Here is an 18,827-nt window from a genome sequence, read left to right on the forward strand (position 1 = left end):
GGAGGGGCCCGCCGCGCAGCGGTGGGAGGGTGAGGGCACGTGGTGAAGCGCAAGGCTCCCCAACGTGCCCTCATCCGGCGCTTGCGCGCCACCTTCTCCCCCGAGGGGAGAAGGGCAGAGGTTCACCGGATGGGGCTGTTAGGATCCAGCCGCATGTCGAGATACTTGTCCACCGACCCCATCAGCTCGGGCATCTCGTGCTCGAAGAAGTGGTTCGCCTTCGGGATCGTGTCGTGATGGATCGTGATGTGCTTCTGCGTGCGCAGCTTGTCGACCAGCTTCTGCGTCGCACCCGGCGTCGCGACCTCGTCGCCCTCGCCCTGGATGATGATCCCGCTCGACGGGCAGGGCGCGAGGAAGGTGAAGTCGTACAGGTTCGCCGGCGGCGCGATCGAGATGAAACCGCGGATCTCCGGCCGGCGCATCAGCAGCTGCATGCCGATCCACGCGCCGAAGCTGACGCCCGCGATCCACGTCGTCTGCGCCTCGGGATGGAAGCTCTGCACCCAGTCGAGCGCACTCGCCGCATCGGAGAGCTCGCCGACGCCGTTGTCGAACACGCCCTGGCTCTTGCCGACCCCGCGGAAGTTGAACCGCAGCGTCGCAAAGCCGCGCCGCTGGAAGGTCTTGTACAGCTGCTGCACGATCGCGTTGTTCATCGTGCCGCCCGCCGACGGGTGCGGGTGGAGGATCATCGCAACGGGCGCGCGCGGGCGCGGACCCGGCGCAAAACGACCTTCGAGACGGCCTTCGGGACCGGGAAAAATGACTTCTGGCATGGGCACTCGCGAGCTGGGATACGCACTCGGGTGGAGTGCCGGACGATGCGCGCTATATAGGTAATGCACCCCTTTTCGCAATTGGAACCGACCCTGTCCCGTAACGAACCCCGCATCTACCTCGATCACGCCGCCACCACGCCGATGCGTCCGGAGGCCGTCGCGGCGGTGATGGAGGGCATGGCGCGCTGGGCGAACCCGTCCTCGCCGCATGCCGAGGGGCGGGCGGCACGGGCGGCGCTGGAGGATGCGCGGCGCCGGATCGCGCAGGCGCTCGACTGGCCGCACCACGTGATCCTGACCAGCGGCGCGAGCGAATCCGCAAGCCTCGCGCTGCGCGGCCGGCCGGGCATCGGCGTCGCCGCGGTCGAGCATGACGCGGTCCTTCGCGCGGCGGACCGCCCCGTCATGCTCGACGTCGATGCGGGCGGCATCGTCTCGCCGCTAAGGACTCCCGCTTTCGCATCCTCCCCCCTCCCGTTCGTTTCGAGCGAAGTCGAGAAACACCTCCCAGGCGCAGGTCTCTCGACTTCGCTCGAGACGAACGGGGAGCGCGCGCCCATGATCGCGCTCCAGTCCGCCAACAGCGAGACCGGCGTCCTCCAGCCCCCAACCGCCACCCCCCGCATCGCCGACTGCGCGCAGACCGGCGGCAAGCTCCCGCTCCCCGACGCCGACATGATCATTGTCTCCGCGCACAAGCTCGGCGGCCCGCCCGGGATCGGCGCGCTGCTCGTCCGCGACCTCGGCCTGCTCGATCCGACCGGCGGGCAGGAGCGCGGCTATCGCGGGGGCACCGAGAATCTCCCCGGCGCGCTCGGCTTTGCCGCCGCACTCGAAGCCCCGCGCGACTGGTTCGCGCCGCTCGCCGACTTGCGCGCCGAACTCGACGCCGCGATCCTCGCACATGGGGGCGAGATCGTCGCGCAGGCCAGCCCCCGCATCCCGACCATCGCCTCCTACCGCATGCCCGGCGTCGGCGCGGCGGCGCAGCTGATCCGCCTCGACATGGCCGGGTTCGCGGTCTCCGCGGGCAGCGCCTGTTCGTCGGGCAGCATGCGGCCGAGCCACGTCCTCGCCGCGATGGGCTATCCCGCCGACGCCGCCGCGCAGGTCGTCCGCGTCAGCTTCGGCTGGACCACCACCGCCGACGACGTCGCGCGCTTCGCCGAGGCCTGGACGCGCATCGCCCGCGACATCAGGGCGGCGGCATGAGCTATCTCGACTATCAGGCGACCACCCCGCTCGCGCCCGAGGCGCTCGCCGCGATGCTCCCCTGGCTCGAATCGCAGCACGCCAACCCGCATTCCCCCCACCGCGAAGGTCGCCGCGCGAAGGCCGCGGTCGAGCTGGCGCGCGATCAGGTCGCGGCGCTGCTCCCCCCCGGCGGCCGCGTCGCCTTCACCAGCGGCGCGACCGAGGCGCTCAACTGGGCGATCAAGGGCACCGCCGGGCCGATCACGACGCTCGCCACCGAACACGCCGCCGTGCTCGACACAGCGGCGGCGGAAGCAGCGCAGGGGCGCGACGTGACGATCCTGCCGGTCGGCGCGGACGGGATCGTCGATCCCGATGCCGTCGCCCGCGCTGGTCTGGTCGCGGCGATGCTCGTCAACAACGAGATCGGCGTGATCCAGCCGATCGCCGCGCTCGCCGACGCCGCGCACGCCGCCGGCGCGCTGCTGCTGTGCGACGCGGTGCAAGGCTATGGCCGGGTCGCGATCCCCGACACCGTCGACCTGATCGCGATCTCCGCGCACAAGATCCACGGTCCCAAGGGCATCGGCGCGCTGTGGATCCGCGACGGCGTCACGCTCGCCCCGCTCATGCACGGCGGTGGGCAGGAGGCGCCCGGCCGCTCGGGCACGCTGTCGCCCGCGCTGTGCGCCGGCTTCGGCGTCGCCGCGCAGCTGATGGCCGACCGCAAGGATCAGGACGCCGCGCATGTCGACCGCCTCTGGTCGCTCGCCCGCGACCGGCTCGGCCCCGGCTGGACGATCAACGGCGCCACCGATCCGCGCTATCACGGCAATCTCAACATTCGCCGCGAGGGGCTCGACGTGAACCGGCTGATGTCCGATCTGCGCGACATCGCCTTTTCCGCGGGCTCCGCCTGTGCGAGCGGGTCGGGGCGGTCGAGCCATGTGCTCCGCGCGATCGGCCTGAGCGAGACCCAGGCCCGGTCGAGCATCCGCCTCGGCTTCGGCCGCTACACCACCGAAACAGACCTCGCCGCCGCGGTCGACGCGATCGCGGCTGCCGCGGAAGGGCAATGGCCATGATCGTCCGTTTTCCATGATCGTCCGTTTTATCGCCCGTGACGGCAGCATCCGCAGCGTCGCCGCCACCCCGGGCGACCGGCTGCTCGACGCCGCGCAGGCGGACGGCCAGCCGCTCGAGGGCACGTGCGAGGGCCAGCTTGCCTGCGCGACCTGCCACGTCATCGTCGACGCCGCCGATGTCGCCCGGTTGCCGCCGGCGAGCGCGGACGAGGAGGACATGCTCGATCTCGCCCCCGGCGCGACCCGGACCAGCCGGCTCGCCTGCCAGATCCGCCTGACCGAGGCGCTCGACGGACTGACGGTGCGCATCCCCGGCTGACCGACCGGGCGAACCTTACAGAATGACAACGGCCGGTTCAGCGTCGAGCCACGGCGGTTCGGCGATCAAGCCTCCACCGCCCCGATATACGGGGCATTGATACAGCCCCGCTGCCCGGGGCTCGAGTGGAGTAGCTCTCATGAGGATCATCGCTTTCTTCGCCGCCGGCGCCCTGGCCGCCGGTACCCTGGTCGCAGCGGCCCCCGCGGACGCACAGCGTTACGGCTGGGACGGGCCGCGCGGCGGCGGGCATCATGACCGCGGCTGGCATGGCCCGCGCCATCGCTATGACGGCTATCGGGATGGCGGTTACCGGGGCGGCTACCGGGGCGGCTACCGGGGCGGGTACCGGGGCGGGTACCGGGATGGATATCGCGGCGGCTATCGCGGGCACCACGGCGGCTATCGCGCGCATTACGGCTATGGCAGGCCGCGTGGCTATGGCCGCTCGCGCGTCGTGTGCCGGATCCAGCGCGGCTATTACGGCCCGGTTCGCCGCTGTTTCCGTCGTTGATACGGAACCGTAATGAGGTGGCGTAAGTTTGCTAACATAGGTTATGGGATTCACGCGAATCCAGACCGCTCAGGAGACTTTCCATGAAGTTGTTTACCCTCGCCGCCGCCGGTCTCGTTGCGCTCACCGGCCTCGCGCCCGTCGGCTTCGCCGCCGAGGCATCCGCACAGCGCACCGTCGTCCATGAGCGGACCGTCGTCCGTCACAACGACAACCGCCCCGGCGTCCGTCATCGTACGCGCACGCGCCAGGTCTGCCGCAACGTGGTCCGCAACCATCATCGCCAGCGCGTCTGCCGCACGGTCCGCGTCAACCGCTAAGAACGGGCCTTCCCCCGGGTCAGGCCGTAAAGCGGCTTGATCATCCCGTCCGACCCCGCCATATGCGCAGCGGGAGTCGGGCGGACGGGGTCGTCGCCAACTTGGTCAGATCCGGAAGGAAGCAGCCACAACGATTTCGCCCCGGGTCGTCCCGGCTCCCACCGCGAACATTTGCAAGCAAATGTGAGCGCGGCCAGCGGCGCACAGCGCCGACTGACGACACGGCTTAGCCGTGGCGCCCCTACCTTCGCCGCCAAACCCCTGATCCCAAACAGCTTTCGCAAAGATGTTCCCGAAACGTTCCATTTCGCTGTAAATCTGCCCGCATTTGTGGTACGCCGCACCATGGCCCAGATCGCTCCCAGTTCCGGCCCCCGATACGCCGTCCCGAACGGCCGCACCCCGACCTTGCGCTGCACCGCGACGATGCTCGATGTCGACCCGACGCCCAATGTTGAATCGCGCTATCGTCTCAACATTCGCAACATTCGCGGTCCCGGCCATGCCCTTCGACACCGGACCCGACAGCCGCTATGACGACCGCAATGTCAGATTCCTTCGACCTGGGCGAACCGCCGCAGCCGGCTGCTAAGGCGGATGTCGCGTACCGCGTGCTCGCGCGCAAATACCGCCCGCAGACCTTTTCCGAGCTCATCGGGCAGGACGCGATGGTCCAGACGCTCGGCAACGCGATCAAGCGCGACCGGCTGGCGCATGCCTTTCTGATGACCGGCGTGCGCGGGGTCGGCAAGACGTCGACCGCGCGCCTGATCGCCAAGGCGCTCAACTGCATCGGTCCGGACGGGCAGGGCGGTCCGACGATCGACCCGTGCGGCGTCTGCGAACCCTGCCGCGCGATCGCCGAGGGCCGCCATATCGACGTGATCGAGATGGACGCAGCCAGCCATACCGGCGTCGACGACGTCCGCGAGATCATCGACGCGTCGCGCTATTCGGCGGTCACCGCGCGCTTCAAGATCTACATCATCGACGAAGTCCACATGCTGTCGAAGAACGCGTTCAACGCGCTTCTGAAGACGCTGGAGGAACCGCCCGCGCATGTGAAGTTCCTGTTCGCGACGACCGAAGTGAACAAGGTGCCGGTGACGGTCCTGTCGCGCTGCCAGCGCTTCGACCTGCGCCGCATCTCGGCGGAACAGCTTGCCAGGCACTTCGCCTGGGTGTCGACCGAAGAGGGCGTCGTCGCCGAGCCCGAGGCGCTGATGCTGATCGCACGCGCCGCCGAAGGCTCGGCGCGCGACGGCCTGTCGATCCTCGACCAGGCGATCGCGCATGCCGGGCTCGAAGGTGGCGGCGTCACCACGGACGCGGTGCGGCAGATGCTCGGCCTGTCCGATCGCGGCGCGGTGCGCGACCTGCTCGCCCTGATCTTGGCGGGCGACGGGGCGGGGGCGCTCGCCTCGCTGCGGCGGCAATATGACTATGGCGTCGATCCGCTGTCGGTGCTCCGGTCGCTGCTCGAAACCGTTCACGGCATCACGCTGACCAAGGTCGGGACGCCGGCCGACGCCGCGCAGCCCGCGGAAGAGCGCGCCGCGCGCGAGGAGTGGGCCGCCAACCTGTCCTACCCCGCGCTGCATCGCCTCTGGCAGCTGTTTCTCAAGGGCCATGACGAGGTCGCCAAGGCGGTCCTGCCGATCGAGGCGGCGGAAATGGCGCTGCTGCGGACGATCTACGCCTCGACGCTGCCCGATCCGGGCGAACTCGCGCGGCAGCTCGCCGGTAGTCCGGCACCCACTGCGCCCGCCGCCGCGTCGACCCAGGCGCCCGCTCCCGCACCCTCTGGCGAGGCACCGCCCTGGGCCGGGGCGGGGGCATCCGCTGCGCCGGCACCCGTCGACACCGGACCGATCCTGCCGCCGACCTTCGCGGCTCTGGTCGATCTGCTCGACGACTCGGGCGGGCTGGCGATCGCCGCGCGGCTGCGACACGGTGCGCGGATCGTCTCCTATGCACCGCCCGAATTCGCGCTCAGCGGCAGCCGGCCGGTCTCGGCCGACACGCTGGCCGAACTGGGCACATTGCTGAAGTCGGTCACGCGGACCGCCTGGAAGGTGTCGATCGTCGACGCGCCGGGCGAACCGACGCTGCGCGAGGCGCAGGACGCCGCCGATGAGGCGGTGAAGCAGGCCATTCTCGAATCCCCCATCATGAAGGCCGCGGTGGCAGCGTTTCCCGACGCCAAGCTTGAATCGTGGCCGGGTCAAAGGAGCAACGCATGAAGAATATCGACGAAATCCTCGCCATGGCGCAGAACGTCCAGACCGAACTCGAAAAGGCGCAGGCCAATCTCGACACGATCGAGGTCGAGGGCGCGTCGGGCGGCGGGCTGGTCAAGGTCAAGGCGTCCGCCAAGGGCCGGATCATCGGCATCGCGATCGACGATTCGCTGATGCAGGTCGGCGAGAAGCAGATGCTCGAGGATCTGCTGACTGCCGCCTTCAACGATGCCCGCGCGAAGGCCGATGCGGTGTCGGGCACCGAAATGTCCAAGATGACCAGCGGTCTGCAGCTCCCGCCGGGCTTCAAGCTGCCGTTCTGATCGGCCGGGTGCGGCGGCTGCCGGCTCCTAGCGGAGGCAGCCGTCGAGCCCCTGGGTGCGGACCGTCGAGACGCGGCGCGACAGCGTGTTGCCGTGGCGGCGGACGAAACCGCGCGGCGCGATCGCCGCCCGCTTCTTCGGCAGCGGCAACACCGCCGCGATCCGCCCCGCCTCGGTCGCCGACAGCCGCGACGCATCGTGGTTGAAATACCGGATCGCCCCGGCATTGGCGCCATAGGTGCCGATCCCGGTCTCGGCGATGTTGAGATACACCTCCATGATCCGCCGCTTCGGCCACAGCGTCTCGATCAGAACGGTGAAATACGCCTCGAACGCCTTGCGGACATAGCCGCCGCCCTGGAACAGGAACGCGTTCTTCGCGGTCTGCTGGCTGATCGTCGACCCGCCACGGATCCGCCCGCCCTGCGCATTGCGCGCCGCAGCCCCGGCGATCGCCTTGAAGTCGAAGCCGCTGTGCGAACAGAACCCCGAATCCTCGCCCGCGATCGCGGCGCGCGCCATGTCGGGATCCATCTCCGACAACGGCATCCAGTCCTTCGTCACCGTATGCCCGGACAGCAGGTCGCCCATCATCGTGAAGGTGAAGGGAGGCGGGACGAACCGGTACAGGCCGACCCAGGCGACCGTCACGACGACGAAGACGAACGCGAATTTGGCGAGGATGCGGATAAGGCCCATCGCCGCTCCTTATGCGATCGCCGCGCCCCCGCCAATGATCGCCCGCGCCGCCGCGACACCGGTTTCATATGCGCCGTGTGCCGTAGAGAAATCCTCGCGGTGGCAGGCCTCGCCAGCGAAGAAGATCCGGCCGTCGATCGGCTCGGCAAGCACCGTACGCTGGCCCGCGCACCCGATCCGCGCATGGCTATAGCTGCCGCCGATCCACGGTACGTGACGCCAGCGCGTCGCGGCAAGCGGCGTGAAGCGACGGCGCCAGTCGCTGCCGAGCAGGGCGACCAATTCATCGATCGCGAACGCCGCGGCGTCGCCATCCTCCAGCATCTCCGCGCAGTCGCCGCCAAAAAAGCTTTCGACGATCGGCCAGCCGAACGGCGACAGGCGGTGGCTGGCGGTGCAGGCGGCATAGGGGTTGCCGACGAGATGCGCATTCGCCGGCCATTCCGGTCGATCGACATGCAGGAATACCTTGTCCGCCAGCCCGAGGGGGAGGTCGTCGGCGGCGGCATGCTTGTCAGGCAGGGGCGGGTCGAACCTGATCTGCGATCGGGCAAGCACGGTGGTGGGCACGCAGACGATGACATGATCCGCGTCGATCGTCCCCGACGTCGTGTCGAGCCTGATCTGCCGACCGCCATGGTCGATACGGGTGACCAGCGTGGAAAGGCTGATCGGAAGACCGGCGGCATGGCTGGTGACCAGCGTGCCATAGCCTTGCTTCACGGTCCAATTATGGTCCGACGCCGCATTTTCATACGCGGCCCAGTCATGGAGCGACACCTGCGACAGGTTCGCGCCATTCGCATAGCCGGAGATCGCGTCGATCCTCGACCGCCACGGATCGTTCACACCGACAAACTCGGACAGGGCGCGGTCGGGACCGTCGACTGCCGCCAATGCGCGGGCGTTCCACTCCTGATAGGCGGTGGACGAAGACGCCTGCTCTTCGGGTGAAAAACAGAGGTTACGCCATTGCGTGCGCCAGTTCGCGTCCGACCGGTCGACGTTGAAACCAGAAAGCTCCGCGATCGCGGTCCATGGGTTGCGCTGCGCGGAGTGGAGCCACCCGCAACCGGCATCGACATTAGATCCCGCAGGGACAGGATTCGCCTCTGCCTCACTGCCCTCGCGGCTCAATAACGCGTCTATCGAAAGACTATGCGCCCGACCACCAAGGCGGTCGCTCGCCTCGACCAGCAACACATCATGCGCGGCGTCATGGAGCGTCCGCGCCGCCGCAATACCGGCCGCACCGCCGCCGATGACGACGGTGCGCATGACGTCAGGCGGCGAGCAGGCGCTTTTCGCCGGCGATGCGCATCATTGCCTTTTGCAGCTTCTCGAACGCGCGAACTTCGATCTGGCGAACTCGCTCGCGCGAGACGCCATAGACCTGCGACAATTCCTCGAGCGTCTTGGGATCGTCCGTCAGGCGGCGTTCGGTCAGGATATGCTGTTCACGATCGTTGAGGTCGTCCATCGCGGATACCAGCATCGAGTGGCGGACGTCGGCCTCCTGTGCGTCGGCGACGATCTTGTCCTGGAGCGGTGCGTCGTCCTGCAGCCAATCCTGCCACTGGCCTTCGCCGTCCTCACGCATCGGCACGTTGAGCGAGGTGTCACCGCCCATCGCCATGCGGCGGTTCATGCTGACGACGTCGGTCTCGGCGACACCGAGATCGGTGGCGATCTTGGTCACGTGCTCGGGGCGCAGATCACCGTCCTCGAATGCATCGAGGCGGCTCTTCATCCGGCGCAGATTGAAGAACAGCTTTTTCTGCGCTGCGGTGGTGCCCATCTTCACAAGCGACCAGCTGCGCAGGATATATTCCTGGATCGATGCGCGGATCCACCACATCGCATAGGTAGCGAGGCGGAAGCCGCGCTCAGGCTCGAATTTCTTCACGCCCTGCATCAGGCCGATATTGCCTTCCGAAATCAGCTCGGAGGTGGGCAGGCCGTAGCCACGATAGCCCATGGCGATCTTGGCCACGAGACGAAGATGCGACGTCACCAGCTGCGCCGCAGCATCGGTGTCGCCATGCTCCTGGAACCGCTTGGCGAGCATATATTCCTGCTCAGGTTGCAGGATGGGGAATTTCTTGATCTCGGCGAGATAGCGATTGAGACCCGCCTCGCTGCCGAGCGCAGGTATCGTCGCTGGAACGTTGGAGCGGGCTGCCATGGTAGTCTTCCCTTTCTGCGAAACCATACCGCACTGCGGCAGGGTCCGATATCTATACGTGAAGCTCGCTGAACAGTTCCTGCATGTCCGCAGGCATCCTGCTTTCGAACGCCAAAGCGTTACTATTTATAGGATGGATGAACCCGAGATACGCGGCGTGCAAGGCCTGACGGCGGAAACCAAGCGTTTCGAGCAGCGTCTTCTGACCGGGCCGGTTTCTACCGTAGACCGGGTCGCCGAGCAAGGCGTGCCCGATCGAGGCCATGTGGACGCGCACCTGATGCGTGCGACCCGTTTCGAGCCGGCACTCGACCAGCGCGGCATCGCGAAGCGGTTGCAGCGTCGTGAAATGCGTGACGGCGCGTTTGCCGCCTTGGACGATGGCGATCTTCTTCCGGTTTTGCGGACTGCGCGCCAGCGGGGCATCGACGGTCCCCGAGGAAGGGCGCGGGATCCCGCCGACGATCGCGCAGTAGCGGCGGTCGATGCTGTGATCGTGGAACTGCTTGGCCAGTCCCTCATGCGCGCGGTCGCTCTTCGCGGCGATCATCAACCCGGAGGTATCCTTGTCGATACGGTGGACGATGCCCGGACGCGCGACCCCGCCGATCCCCGACAGATTGCCCGCGCAATGGTGCAGGAGCGCATTGACGAGTGTGCCGTCGAAATTGCCCGCTGCGGGATGCACGACCAGACCCGCCTGCTTGTCGACGACGATCAGATGCTCGTCCTCATAGGCGATGACGAGCGGGATGTCCTGCGCCTCGTTATGCATCGGCGTCGGTGGCGGCACGGCGATCGCGAAGGTCTGACCGGCAGACGCCTTTTTTGACGAATCACGCCAGGGCTGACCTGCCTGCGATACCGCGCCAGCGGCGATCAACGTTTTCAGACGTTCGCGCGACATCGTCGGGACGGCATCCGCGAGCGCGCGGTCCAGACGCCATCCATCGGCCGCCGCGGCGATTCTCGCTTCAATCGTGGCAACCCCCCGGTCCATGCGATAGCGATGTGGCGATGAGCGTTAAGATTTCAAGCGGCGTCCTCGATCGGATGCTTGCACGGGCGGCGGCATCGCCGGCGGAGGAGGTTTGCGGACTGCTCTTCGGTACGCCGGGTGCCATCGCGACGGCAGAGCCTTGCGAGAACGTCGCGGACCATCCCGCCCACAGCTTCGAAATTGATCCTGCAGCGCTGCTGGCCGCGCATCGTCGCGCGCGCCACGGCGGCCCAGCGGTCATCGGTCATTACCACTCGCATCCCACGGGCAACCCCGTGCCGTCGCCGCGCGACGCCGCGCAGGCGATGGGCGACGGAGCGATCTGGCTGATCATCGGCGGCAGGCAAGCCCGCGCTTGGCGCTCTCATGCCCCCGGCGCATTTGCCGAGGTTGCCATTGTGCTGATTTGACGTGATCCGCGGAGCATAAAGCGCGAAGCGCCAACGATGCGCCTTGCCGCTTGCCAGCCAATCGTGGCGAGGTCAGAACGGCACATGTTTTCGAGAGGATATTCATGACTGTCAGCCCGGTCGATTTTGCCAGCCTGTTGTGTTCGCGTTTGTGTCACGACCTGCTGTCGCCGGTCGGCGCGCTCAACAACGGGCTCGAACTGCTGGCAGACGAAACCGATCCGGCAATGCGTGCGCGGTGCATGGAGCTGTTGGCGGACAGCGCACGCGCATCGGCGAGCAAGCTCAAATTCTTTCGCTTGGCCTTCGGCGCTGCGGGAGGATTTGGCGAGGAGGTCGCAACCCGCGAGGCCAAGTCCGCGATTGAAGGGCTGATCGCCGAGAACAAGCGGATCGAGCTCGCCTGGCTCGTGGACGAGGAAACGATGCCCAAGGCGGCGATCAAGGTCCTGCTCAACCTGGTGCTGATCGGCGGCGAATCGCTGGTGCGTGGCGGCCGGATGGAGATTGGCGGCGAGGACAATGCCGGCCATCTCGAGGTGGTCGTGAAGGTCGAGGGGCCGCGGCTCGTCCTGGACCCCGAGATTCGTCGGACGCTGGTCGACGGTCCTGGCGACACGGCGGTAACGCCGCGCGCGGCCGCCGCCTTTATGGTGCACACGCTCGTCGCCGAGAACGGGGGCAGCATGCAGATCTTCGAACCGTCCGACGGCGTCATGATCTTCGGTGCCGTGTTCAACGCGCGATAACACGGCTGTATACGGTGGTGCGGTGGGGGAGGAGCGATCCTAACGCGGCCTTAACCCCTGTTCGTCATGACGGGCCCGACGCACGCGTTCCGGGGCCCGCATGGACGATCTTCTACAGGAATTCATAGCCGAGACGCGCGAGACGCTGGAGGCACTGTCGGGCGAGATTGTCGCCTGGGAGGCGGCGCCGACGGATCGCGCGCGGCTAGACGCGATCTTCCGCTTCGTTCACACGGTGAAGGGCAGCTGTGGGTTTCTCGACATCCCCCGGCTGGCCCGGCTGAGCCACGCCGCTGAGGACGTGCTTGCGGCGGTTCGCGACAACAAGCGGGTGCCCGACACCGCGCTGGTGAATGCCGTGCTCGCGATCGTCGACCGGATCGGCGAGATCGTCGAGGCGATCGATGCCGGCGCGGCGCTGGATGATGCAAGCGAGGAGCTGCTGATCACGGCGCTGGCGGAGGACGCCACACCGGCGGCCGTGCCCGTGCATGTCGCAACCGTGCGGGCCAGCAGCCGCAGTGTCCGTCTGAACGTCGATCTGCTCGACCGAATGATGAGCGGCATGTCCGACATGGTGCTCGCGCGCAACGAACTGGCGCGGCGATTGCGAGATAACGTCAGCGATCCGCATGTCGAAGCTGCGCTCGAACGGCTCTCGCTGACCGTCGCCGACATGCGCGACACAGTGACGCGGACCCGGATGCAAAAGATCGACGCGCTGTTCTCGGCGCTGCCGCGCATGGTCCGCGATACCAGCGCGGAACTGGGCAAGGCGGTCAACCTGGTTATCGAGGGCTCTGACGTCGAGCTCGACCGCGAGCTGATCGAGCTGATCCGCGATCCGCTAGCACATATCATCCGCAACGCCGTCGATCACGGGATCGAGTCGCCGGCCGACCGTCTGGCCGCGGGCAAGCCCGCGACGGGGCGACTCGTCGTGTCCGCACGCCAGTCGGGCAACCAGATCCTCATCGAGATCAGCGACGACGGACGTGGCATCGACGTCGCGCGGATCGTCAGCAAGGCCAAGGACCAGGCCGTGCGTACCGAAGCGCAGATCGGCGCGATGGATGAGGACGCAAAGCTCGATCTCGTATTCGAAGCGGGGCTGTCGAGCCGCGACACGGTCACGACAGTCTCGGGACGCGGCGTCGGCATGGATGTCGTGCGCGCCAACATTGAGCATATCGGCGGACGCATCGCGCTGTGCAACATGCCCGGCCGGGGTCTGCGGATCGTCATTCACGTGCCGCTGACGCTGTCGATCCTGTCGACGATCATCGTCAGCGTGGGGACGCAGCGTTTCGCGCTGGCACGGCAGTCGATCGAGGAGATCGTCAGGGTCCGTGGAACGCAGGTGCGGATCGACACGATCGGAGATGCATCTGCCGTCGCGGTCAGGGGACGGCGGATGCCGCTGGTCTCGCTGGCCGCGCTGTTCGGGCTGGGCGACCATGACCCTGGCACGCTCGTGATCGTGTCGACCCGCGAAGGCGATTATGCGCTCGGCGTCGACGATGTGCTCGACGCGGAGGAACTGGTCGTCAAACCTGCCTCGCCGCACGTGATGGCGACCGGCGTCTACGCCGGCCAGACGCTGCCCGACAGCGGCCTGCCGATGCTGCTGCTCGACGGAGCGGGGATCGCGCATGTCGCGGGGCTGCGGTTTTCCGCCCTCGCCGTCGCGCACGACGAGGCGGCGGCGGACAGCGTTGCCGGCGTACAGGCGCTGCTGTTCGACGATCTGGACGGCAAGCGCCGCGTGATCGCGCTGGCGGTGATCGACCGGGTCGAACCGGTGGCGACGTCGGCGATCAGCTTTACGGCGGGCGCGTTGCGTCTCGCGATCGGCGGGGCGATCGTGCCGTTGCATTCGGTCGGCACGATTGGCGACCGCGAAGAAGTCGCGGTACTCCGTCTGACCGATGGCGATAGCGAGATGGCCTATGCGATCGCGGAGGCGATCGAGATCGTCGAATTGCCGCCCGAAATGGCCCCGGCTCATGGCGGCGGGCCGATCGCGGGCGTCGTGATCATCGGCGGTGAGCAGGTCGAGCTGATCGATCCGCACGCGTTGTTCGCGGGCGAGCCGGTCCGGCGCGCCTCGCGCCCGGTCTGCCTGTTGCAGAGCGACAGCAGCGGGTGGATGGAGACGTTCCTCAAACCCGCGCTCGAGGCGTCGGGCTATCGGTGTGTGACACGCCTCGCCGCGGGCGAGACGCCTGCGGTCGCGCTAGCGATGGAGGATGGACCGGTCGAGGCGGTCGCCGCCCCGATCGTCACGCTGCGCCGCAATCGGGAGGGCTCGGGTGCGCAGGACCACAGCATCTATCGCTATGACCGTCCGGCCCTGATCGAGGAACTCGCGCGGCGGGTCGCGGCGCAGGCCGGCGCGCACCAAGGGGATTCAGCACCGTATATTCGCGCCGTGCCGAGTGGGGGAGCGCGCTGATGGAATTGTTTCTGATCGCGCATATCGCCGGGCGCGGCGTCGCGATTCCGGCAGAGCAGGTCGGGTCGGTCGTCGATATCGGCGATGTCGTCGCGGTGCCGCAGGCGGAGGCGGCGATCCGCGGGCTGACCGCGCTTCGCAGCCGGGTTGTGACGGTGATCGATACCGGCACTGCACTGGGGCTCGCGCCGACGCCCGACACCGCTAGGCGGGCGGTCATCACGCAGGTCGACGGGCATGACTATGCGATCCTTGTCGACTCGCTCGAGGATGTCGCACCGTTCGAGCGGCTGCCGCTGTCGTCGGGGCTGGCGCTCAACCACGGCTGGGCGGCGGCGGCGTCGGGGCTGGTCGATCGCGATGGCGAGCCGATGCTGGTGCTCGACTTGGCCGCGGTGGTGCCGTCGTCCTTGCCCGCGCTCGTCGCCTAAACGGCGGCCAACTCGCGCGCGCTTAACCCGGTGCTTACGCTTTGCCGGCTAAGGCGGGCGCCATGATCACCCCGGAAGGCTTTCCATGAAGACCTGTCTTGTCGTTGATGATTCGAAGGTGATCCGCAAGGTCGCGCGTCACATCCTCGAAACGCTTAATTTTACCGTTCGCGAGGCATGTGACGGCCAGGAGGCGCTCCAGTGCTGTCTGGAGTCGGTTCCGGACGTCATCCTCCTCGACTGGAACATGCCCGTCATGAGCGGCATGGATTTCCTGCGGGCGTTGCGCGACAGCGATATCACGCAGCGTCCCAAGGTCGTCTTCTGCACGACCGAGAACGGCATGGCGTATATCCGCGCCGCGATCGAGGCGGGCGCCGACGAATATGTCATGAAGCCGTTCGACCGCGAAACCCTCGCATCGAAGTTGCAAATCGTCGGCATGGCCTGAGTGGGTCTTACGACACCGTGGCCGCCTCGCTGCCCCTTCCACCGCTGCCGCGGTCGCCTTCGTCCGCCGCCGCGCGCGTCCTGATCGTCGATGATTCGGTCGTCGCCCGCGCGGTGATGGCACGGCTGATCGACGCGAGCGCGCAGTTTACCGTCGTCGGTGCGGTCGCCAATGCGGGAGCCGCACTCAAGTTCCTGCGCTCTGCCGAGGTCGATTTCATCCTGCTCGATATCGAAATGCCGGGGGTCGATGGGCTGACCGCGCTGCCGGACCTGATTGCCGCGGGACAGGGTGCCAAGATCCTGATCGTCTCCTCCTCAGCCGATGAGGGCGGTGCGGCCGCGGTCCAGGCGCTCGCGCTCGGGGCGGCGGAAACGTTGGTGAAGCCGGGCGCCAGCGGCATGTCTGGCCGCTTTGCAACCGCACTTGTCGAAAAGCTCGAACGCCTGTGCGAAGCCCCGGCCGCGATCGTGCCTACCCGCGCGTCGGGACTGAGAAGCGCGCGCAACGTCACGGCCGCGCTTGAGCCGCTGTGCGGCCGGGGTGCTGCGGATCAGGGCCGTTCCGTCGCGGCCGGCGACGCCTATGACATCGTCGCGATCGGTGCATCGACCGGCGGGATCCACGCGCTGAGCCAGTTGCTGCGTGAGTTGCCCGCCACGTTCCAGCTGCCGATCCTGATCACGCAACATTTGCCCGCGTCGTTCATGCCGTATTTCGCGGCACAACTCACGGTCCTGTCCGGCCGGCCGTGCGACGTCGCGACCGACCGCCTGCGGATCCGCCCCGGCCGCCTGTTCATCGCCCCCGGCGACGCCCACATGACCTGCGTGCGGCTGAGCGACGGCGGTGCCGCGATCCGCCTCAGGCAGGGCGTCGTCAGCAGCGGTTGCCTGCCCTCGGTCGATCCGATGCTGGGATCGGTCGCCCAAGTCTTTGGCGCGCGCGCGCTGGCTATCATGCTGAGCGGCATGGGCCGCGACGGTGCGGAGGGGGCGCGACAGGTCCATGACGCCGGCGGCAGCGTGGTGGCTCAGGATCAGACGACGTCGGTCGTCTGGGGCATGCCGGGCGCAGTCGTGTCGTCGGGTGTTGCTGCGGCGATACTGCCCCCCGAGGCGATCGGGCGGCTCATCGCGTCGCAGCGTCGTCCATGATGGGCGCGTCAGCGTTGCGCGGGCGGAGCATGCCGACCACGGCCCCGTCATCCTCACCGGCCCCGGCGGCCTCCCAGGCGACGATCGACGTGCTGACCGCGCTGCTGGAAGCGCGGACGGGGCAGCAGATCGCGGCCTATCGCTCCTGGCGCCTCGATACAGCGCTCAAGCCGCTGTTGCGTGAACGCCAGCTCGGCAGCCTTGACGAGCTGGTTGCGCAGTTGCTGGCCGGAAAGGATCGGGAGATCGGCGAGCATATCGTCGATGCGCTACTAAACCAGGAAACGTCCTTCTACCGCGACGCGCAGGTCTTCGAGCACCTCGTTGCGGCGATCGCGGATGCCGAGGCAGCCGGTCATCGTATCCGGATCTGGTGCGCGGGATGTTCGACCGGGCAGGAGCCGCTGTCACTGGCGATGTTGTTCGCCGAGCGGCACGAGACGACCGGTGCGCCGGTTCCGGACATCATCGCGACCGACGTGTCGGGCGCCGCAATCGCCCGCGCACGGTCGGGGCGTTTCACGCAGTTCGAAATTCAGCGTGGGTTGCCGATCCGTCGGATGATGCGGTGGTTCGACGGTGTCGGCGCGGACTGGGTCGCCAAGCCAGAGCTGGTAAAGCTTGTCACGTTCCGGCGCGTGAATCTCGTGTCCGATGCGGCGCCCGCAGGACGTTTCGACCTGGTCCTGTGCCGCAATGTCCTGTTGTACCTGACGGCGGAGACGAAATTGCGGGTGTTCTCGACGATCGCACGGGCGTTGCGGCCCGGCGGCCTGTTCGTCATGGGCGCGGGGGAGACGGTGAGCGGGCAGACCCCGTTGTTCGAACCCAGCCAGCGCTATCGCGGCTTCTACGAAACGCCGTCGTCAACCACTGGCGATCTGCGGCTTCGCTTGTCCGCGCCGTGATCCCGAGATAGAGTGCCGCTGCGGTTTACATCGCGGCCCGATCCCGGCAAGCGTTGGGGGATGACGATCCAGGCCGCACCTCCAGCGACGCATCGGTTCGGCCTGCGCGACTTTGCGATCGTCGTCGTGATGAACGTGCTGTGGGGGCTCAACATCATCGCCGTGAAGATGGCGGTGACGGAGATCGCGCCGATGACGGCCGGGTTCCTGCGTCAGGTCATCGTGTTCGCAGTCTGCGCGAGCTGGTTCCGGCTGGTGCCGGGACGGACCGCGACGCTGGCACTGCTCGGACTGTTGTCGGGCGGCATCTTCTATCTGGTGATCAATCTGTCGCTGTCGGTCGCGACGAATATCGGCGCCTTGGCGATCGCCGGCCAGCTTGGCGTCCCGTTCGCGCTGCTGCTCGCGATCGTCGTTTTTCGCGAACGGATCCACTGGCCCCGGATGCTGGGGATAGGCCTGTCGATCCTGGGAGTGGTGCTGCTGGTCTTCGATCCGTCGGCAGCGCGCGAGGGCGCCGGTCTTGCGCTGACCGCGCTGGCAAGCCTGATCTGGGCGATCACCTCGCTGATCCAGCGGCGGCTCGTCGGCGTGCCATGATCACCGAGCCCGTAGCGATGCGCGCGATCCCTGACCTGCCGCTCCGCACGGTCGGCTGGGTGGCGTTTTCCGCGATCGGATCGACGGTGATCGGCCAGGGCTCGATGTCGTGGCTGTTGCAGCGTCATTCGGTTAGCGTTGTCACGCCGATGACGCTCGCCGCACCAATTATCTCTGTGTTCGCCGCGGCCTATTACTTCGGCAACCCGTTGACGCTATTGATGCTTGCAGGCGGAGGCGTTGCGATGCTCGGCGTCGCGATCGTCACGATCCGGACCGCACGCGCGGACCGGCTGGAGGGGAAGCTGGCTTGACGATCATCGAGACGCCGTCACCGAATTTCGACGACCGAACGCTGCCTGTCAGCATGATCGTATTGCACTATACCGGCATGCAGGACGGCCCGTCCGCGATTGCCCGCCTGCGCGATCCAGACGCGAAGGTGTCGGCGCATTATTTGATCGAGGAGGACGGGACCGTCCTGCGGATGGTCGCCGAGGACAAGCGCGCCTGGCACGCGGGACGGTCACACTGGCGCGGGATCGAGGACGTCAATTCGGCAAGCATCGGCATCGAGATCGTTAATCCTGGGCATGAGTTCGGCTATCGCCCGTTCCCGCCCGAACAGATCGCCGCGCTGCTGCCGTTGGTGGCGCAGATCAAGGACCGCCACGAGATCACGCGGGGTAACATTGTCGGTCATTCCGACATCGCGCCGACGCGCAAGCGCGATCCGGGCGAGTTGTTCCCGTGGCACGAACTGGCGCGACGCCGGCTTGCGCTGCCGCGGCCGACCAAGAATCTGATGGATCCCGGCTGGACGGAGGGCGGGTTCTGCCTTGCGCTCGAACGGTTCGGCTATGACGTGGAGAACCGGATGGCGGCGATCATGGCGTTCCAGCGCCGGTTTCGCCCCGAGCTTGTAGACGGCGAGATCGATGCGGAATGCCGGTGCATCCTGCTCGCTTTGCTGCTTCCCAAACCGATGGGTGACGACTAGGGATC

General features: G+C 67.4%; 22 protein-coding genes and 1 other RNA gene. 18 read left to right on the forward strand and 5 right to left on the reverse strand.

All coding sequences use genetic code 11. The features are described from left to right. Window positions 1-122: 122 nt before the first annotated feature. The gene (locus IFS44_RS09600; RefSeq protein WP_031395613.1) at window positions 123-779 is read right to left on the reverse strand and encodes an alpha/beta hydrolase; all 657 of its coding nucleotides are present in this window, start codon (window positions 777-779) and stop codon (window positions 123-125) included. 81 nt (window positions 780-860) lie between these two features. Between IFS44_RS09600 and IFS44_RS09605 the strand changes: the two genes are divergently transcribed. From IFS44_RS09605 to IFS44_RS09640, 8 genes are all read left to right on the forward strand, one after another. Beyond that, window positions 861-1,994: a cysteine desulfurase family protein gene (locus IFS44_RS09605; RefSeq protein ID WP_274604225.1), complete on the forward strand. Its 1,134-nt coding sequence runs from the start codon at window positions 861-863 to the stop codon at window positions 1,992-1,994. After that, window positions 1,991-3,061 carry a cysteine desulfurase family protein gene (locus IFS44_RS09610; protein WP_192098310.1) on the forward strand — a complete coding sequence of 357 codons (1,071 nt, stop codon included), beginning with the start codon at window positions 1,991-1,993 and terminating at the stop codon, window positions 3,059-3,061. Before IFS44_RS09605 ends, IFS44_RS09610 begins: the two co-directional genes overlap by 4 nt. 13 nt (window positions 3,062-3,074) lie before the next feature. Next, entirely contained in the window at window positions 3,075-3,380 is a 306-nt protein-coding gene (locus IFS44_RS09615; RefSeq protein ID WP_192098311.1) for a 2Fe-2S iron-sulfur cluster-binding protein, read from the forward strand. A 139-nt stretch (window positions 3,381-3,519) separates the two neighbouring features. Further along, window positions 3,520-3,894, forward strand: coding sequence for a hypothetical protein (locus IFS44_RS22210; RefSeq protein ID WP_244650127.1), 375 nt, complete (start codon window positions 3,520-3,522; stop codon window positions 3,892-3,894). 83 nt (window positions 3,895-3,977) lie between these two features. After that, window positions 3,978-4,214 carry a hypothetical protein gene (locus IFS44_RS09625; protein ID WP_031441523.1) on the forward strand — a complete coding sequence of 79 codons (237 nt, stop codon included), beginning with the start codon at window positions 3,978-3,980 and terminating at the stop codon, window positions 4,212-4,214. Between the two features lie 70 nt (window positions 4,215-4,284). Further along, window positions 4,285-4,378: signal recognition particle sRNA small type (ffs, locus tag IFS44_RS09630), an RNA gene on the forward strand. Between the two features lie 381 nt (window positions 4,379-4,759). Continuing rightward, on the forward strand, window positions 4,760-6,457 hold the full coding sequence (locus IFS44_RS09635; RefSeq protein ID WP_192098312.1) for a DNA polymerase III subunit gamma/tau: 1,698 nt from the start codon (window positions 4,760-4,762) through the stop codon (window positions 6,455-6,457). Next, the gene (locus tag IFS44_RS09640; protein WP_031395321.1) at window positions 6,454-6,777 is read left to right on the forward strand and encodes a YbaB/EbfC family nucleoid-associated protein; all 324 of its coding nucleotides are present in this window, start codon (window positions 6,454-6,456) and stop codon (window positions 6,775-6,777) included. The genes IFS44_RS09635 and IFS44_RS09640 overlap by 4 nt, the downstream gene beginning before the upstream one ends. A gap of 27 nt (window positions 6,778-6,804) precedes the next feature. Here the strand turns inward: IFS44_RS09640 and mtgA are convergent, their stop codons facing one another. From mtgA to IFS44_RS09660, 4 genes are read right to left on the reverse strand one after another with little or no spacing between them, the layout of a single operon-like run. Continuing rightward, window positions 6,805-7,476, reverse strand: coding sequence for a monofunctional biosynthetic peptidoglycan transglycosylase (gene mtgA / locus IFS44_RS09645; protein ID WP_107045134.1), 672 nt, complete (start codon window positions 7,474-7,476; stop codon window positions 6,805-6,807). Window positions 7,477-7,485: 9 nt separating this feature from the next. After that, window positions 7,486-8,754 carry a flavin monoamine oxidase family protein gene (locus tag IFS44_RS09650; RefSeq protein ID WP_192098313.1) on the reverse strand — a complete coding sequence of 423 codons (1,269 nt, stop codon included), beginning with the start codon at window positions 8,752-8,754 and terminating at the stop codon, window positions 7,486-7,488. A gap of 4 nt (window positions 8,755-8,758) precedes the next feature. Further along, on the reverse strand, window positions 8,759-9,661 hold the full coding sequence (gene rpoH, locus IFS44_RS09655) for an RNA polymerase sigma factor RpoH (RefSeq protein ID WP_031396358.1): 903 nt from the start codon (window positions 9,659-9,661) through the stop codon (window positions 8,759-8,761). 52 nt (window positions 9,662-9,713) lie between these two features. Then, window positions 9,714-10,661 carry an RluA family pseudouridine synthase gene (locus IFS44_RS09660; RefSeq protein ID WP_192098314.1) on the reverse strand — a complete coding sequence of 316 codons (948 nt, stop codon included), beginning with the start codon at window positions 10,659-10,661 and terminating at the stop codon, window positions 9,714-9,716. Window positions 10,662-10,678: 17 nt separating this feature from the next. On the opposite strand from IFS44_RS09660, the gene IFS44_RS09665 reads away from it, so the two are divergent. From IFS44_RS09665 to IFS44_RS09705, 10 genes are all read left to right on the forward strand, one after another. After that, window positions 10,679-11,071 carry a Mov34/MPN/PAD-1 family protein gene (locus IFS44_RS09665; protein WP_159512731.1) on the forward strand — a complete coding sequence of 131 codons (393 nt, stop codon included), beginning with the start codon at window positions 10,679-10,681 and terminating at the stop codon, window positions 11,069-11,071. Window positions 11,072-11,175: 104 nt separating this feature from the next. Next, entirely contained in the window at window positions 11,176-11,820 is a 645-nt protein-coding gene (locus IFS44_RS09670; protein ID WP_159511122.1) for a histidine phosphotransferase family protein, read from the forward strand. A gap of 100 nt (window positions 11,821-11,920) precedes the next feature. Further along, a complete protein-coding gene (locus IFS44_RS09675; RefSeq protein ID WP_192098315.1) occupies window positions 11,921-14,275 on the forward strand; it encodes a chemotaxis protein CheA in 2,355 nt (784 codons plus the stop codon). Next, window positions 14,275-14,706, forward strand: a complete 432-nt coding sequence (locus tag IFS44_RS09680) for a chemotaxis protein CheW (RefSeq protein WP_192098316.1) — start codon at window positions 14,275-14,277, stop codon at window positions 14,704-14,706. Before IFS44_RS09675 ends, IFS44_RS09680 begins: the two co-directional genes overlap by 1 nt. An 85-nt stretch (window positions 14,707-14,791) precedes the next feature. After that, complete coding sequence (locus IFS44_RS09685) at window positions 14,792-15,157, forward strand: response regulator (protein ID WP_192098317.1); 366 nt, start codon at window positions 14,792-14,794, stop codon at window positions 15,155-15,157. Window positions 15,158-15,174: 17 nt separating this feature from the next. Beyond that, window positions 15,175-16,314, forward strand: coding sequence for a chemotaxis-specific protein-glutamate methyltransferase CheB (cheB, locus tag IFS44_RS09690; RefSeq protein ID WP_342366397.1), 1,140 nt, complete (start codon window positions 15,175-15,177; stop codon window positions 16,312-16,314). 29 nt (window positions 16,315-16,343) lie between these two features. Next, the gene (locus IFS44_RS09695; RefSeq protein WP_244650128.1) at window positions 16,344-17,222 is read left to right on the forward strand and encodes a CheR family methyltransferase; all 879 of its coding nucleotides are present in this window, start codon (window positions 16,344-16,346) and stop codon (window positions 17,220-17,222) included. Between the two features lie 12 nt (window positions 17,223-17,234). Next, on the forward strand, window positions 17,235-17,822 hold the full coding sequence (locus IFS44_RS22215; RefSeq protein ID WP_342366398.1) for an EamA family transporter: 588 nt from the start codon (window positions 17,235-17,237) through the stop codon (window positions 17,820-17,822). Next, window positions 17,819-18,136 (forward strand): DMT family transporter, encoded by a 318-nt coding sequence (locus IFS44_RS22220; protein ID WP_244650129.1) that lies wholly within the window; start codon window positions 17,819-17,821, stop codon window positions 18,134-18,136. The genes IFS44_RS22215 and IFS44_RS22220 overlap by 4 nt, the downstream gene beginning before the upstream one ends. Window positions 18,137-18,189: 53 nt before the next feature. After that, entirely contained in the window at window positions 18,190-18,822 is a 633-nt protein-coding gene (locus IFS44_RS09705; protein WP_081874152.1) for an N-acetylmuramoyl-L-alanine amidase, read from the forward strand. Window positions 18,823-18,827: the final 5 nt, after the last annotated feature.

The organism is Sphingomonas sp. CFBP 13706 (assembly GCF_014842355.1).
Lineage (GTDB): Bacteria > Pseudomonadota > Alphaproteobacteria > Sphingomonadales > Sphingomonadaceae > Sphingomonas > Sphingomonas aerolata.

Excerpts from the sequence above, each read along its gene's own strand:
- IFS44_RS09600 (WP_031395613.1), bottom strand. The coding sequence starts at position 779 with ATGCCAGAAGTCATTTTTCCCGGTCCCGAAGGCCGTCTCGAAGGTCGT.
- IFS44_RS09610 (WP_192098310.1), top strand. The coding sequence starts at position 1,991 with ATGAGCTATCTCGACTATCAGGCGACCACCCCGCTCGCGCCCGAGGCG.
- IFS44_RS09615 (WP_192098311.1), top strand. The coding sequence starts at position 3,075 with ATGATCGTCCGTTTTATCGCCCGTGACGGCAGCATCCGCAGCGTCGCC.
- IFS44_RS22210 (WP_244650127.1), top strand. The coding sequence starts at position 3,520 with ATGAGGATCATCGCTTTCTTCGCCGCCGGCGCCCTGGCCGCCGGTACC.
- IFS44_RS09625 (WP_031441523.1), top strand. The coding sequence starts at position 3,978 with ATGAAGTTGTTTACCCTCGCCGCCGCCGGTCTCGTTGCGCTCACCGGC.
- IFS44_RS09635 (WP_192098312.1), top strand. The coding sequence starts at position 4,760 with ATGTCAGATTCCTTCGACCTGGGCGAACCGCCGCAGCCGGCTGCTAAG.
- IFS44_RS09640 (WP_031395321.1), top strand. The coding sequence starts at position 6,454 with ATGAAGAATATCGACGAAATCCTCGCCATGGCGCAGAACGTCCAGACC.
- mtgA (WP_107045134.1), bottom strand. The coding sequence starts at position 7,476 with ATGGGCCTTATCCGCATCCTCGCCAAATTCGCGTTCGTCTTCGTCGTC.
- IFS44_RS09650 (WP_192098313.1), bottom strand. The coding sequence starts at position 8,754 with ATGCGCACCGTCGTCATCGGCGGCGGTGCGGCCGGTATTGCGGCGGCG.
- rpoH (WP_031396358.1), bottom strand. The coding sequence starts at position 9,661 with ATGGCAGCCCGCTCCAACGTTCCAGCGACGATACCTGCGCTCGGCAGC.
- IFS44_RS09660 (WP_192098314.1), bottom strand. The coding sequence starts at position 10,661 with ATGGACCGGGGGGTTGCCACGATTGAAGCGAGAATCGCCGCGGCGGCC.
- IFS44_RS09665 (WP_159512731.1), top strand. The coding sequence starts at position 10,679 with ATGAGCGTTAAGATTTCAAGCGGCGTCCTCGATCGGATGCTTGCACGG.
- IFS44_RS09670 (WP_159511122.1), top strand. The coding sequence starts at position 11,176 with ATGACTGTCAGCCCGGTCGATTTTGCCAGCCTGTTGTGTTCGCGTTTG.
- IFS44_RS09675 (WP_192098315.1), top strand. The coding sequence starts at position 11,921 with ATGGACGATCTTCTACAGGAATTCATAGCCGAGACGCGCGAGACGCTG.
- IFS44_RS09680 (WP_192098316.1), top strand. The coding sequence starts at position 14,275 with ATGGAATTGTTTCTGATCGCGCATATCGCCGGGCGCGGCGTCGCGATT.
- IFS44_RS09685 (WP_192098317.1), top strand. The coding sequence starts at position 14,792 with ATGAAGACCTGTCTTGTCGTTGATGATTCGAAGGTGATCCGCAAGGTC.
- IFS44_RS09695 (WP_244650128.1), top strand. The coding sequence starts at position 16,344 with ATGCCGACCACGGCCCCGTCATCCTCACCGGCCCCGGCGGCCTCCCAG.
- IFS44_RS22220 (WP_244650129.1), top strand. The coding sequence starts at position 17,819 with ATGATCACCGAGCCCGTAGCGATGCGCGCGATCCCTGACCTGCCGCTC.
- IFS44_RS09705 (WP_081874152.1), top strand. The coding sequence starts at position 18,190 with ATGATCGTATTGCACTATACCGGCATGCAGGACGGCCCGTCCGCGATT.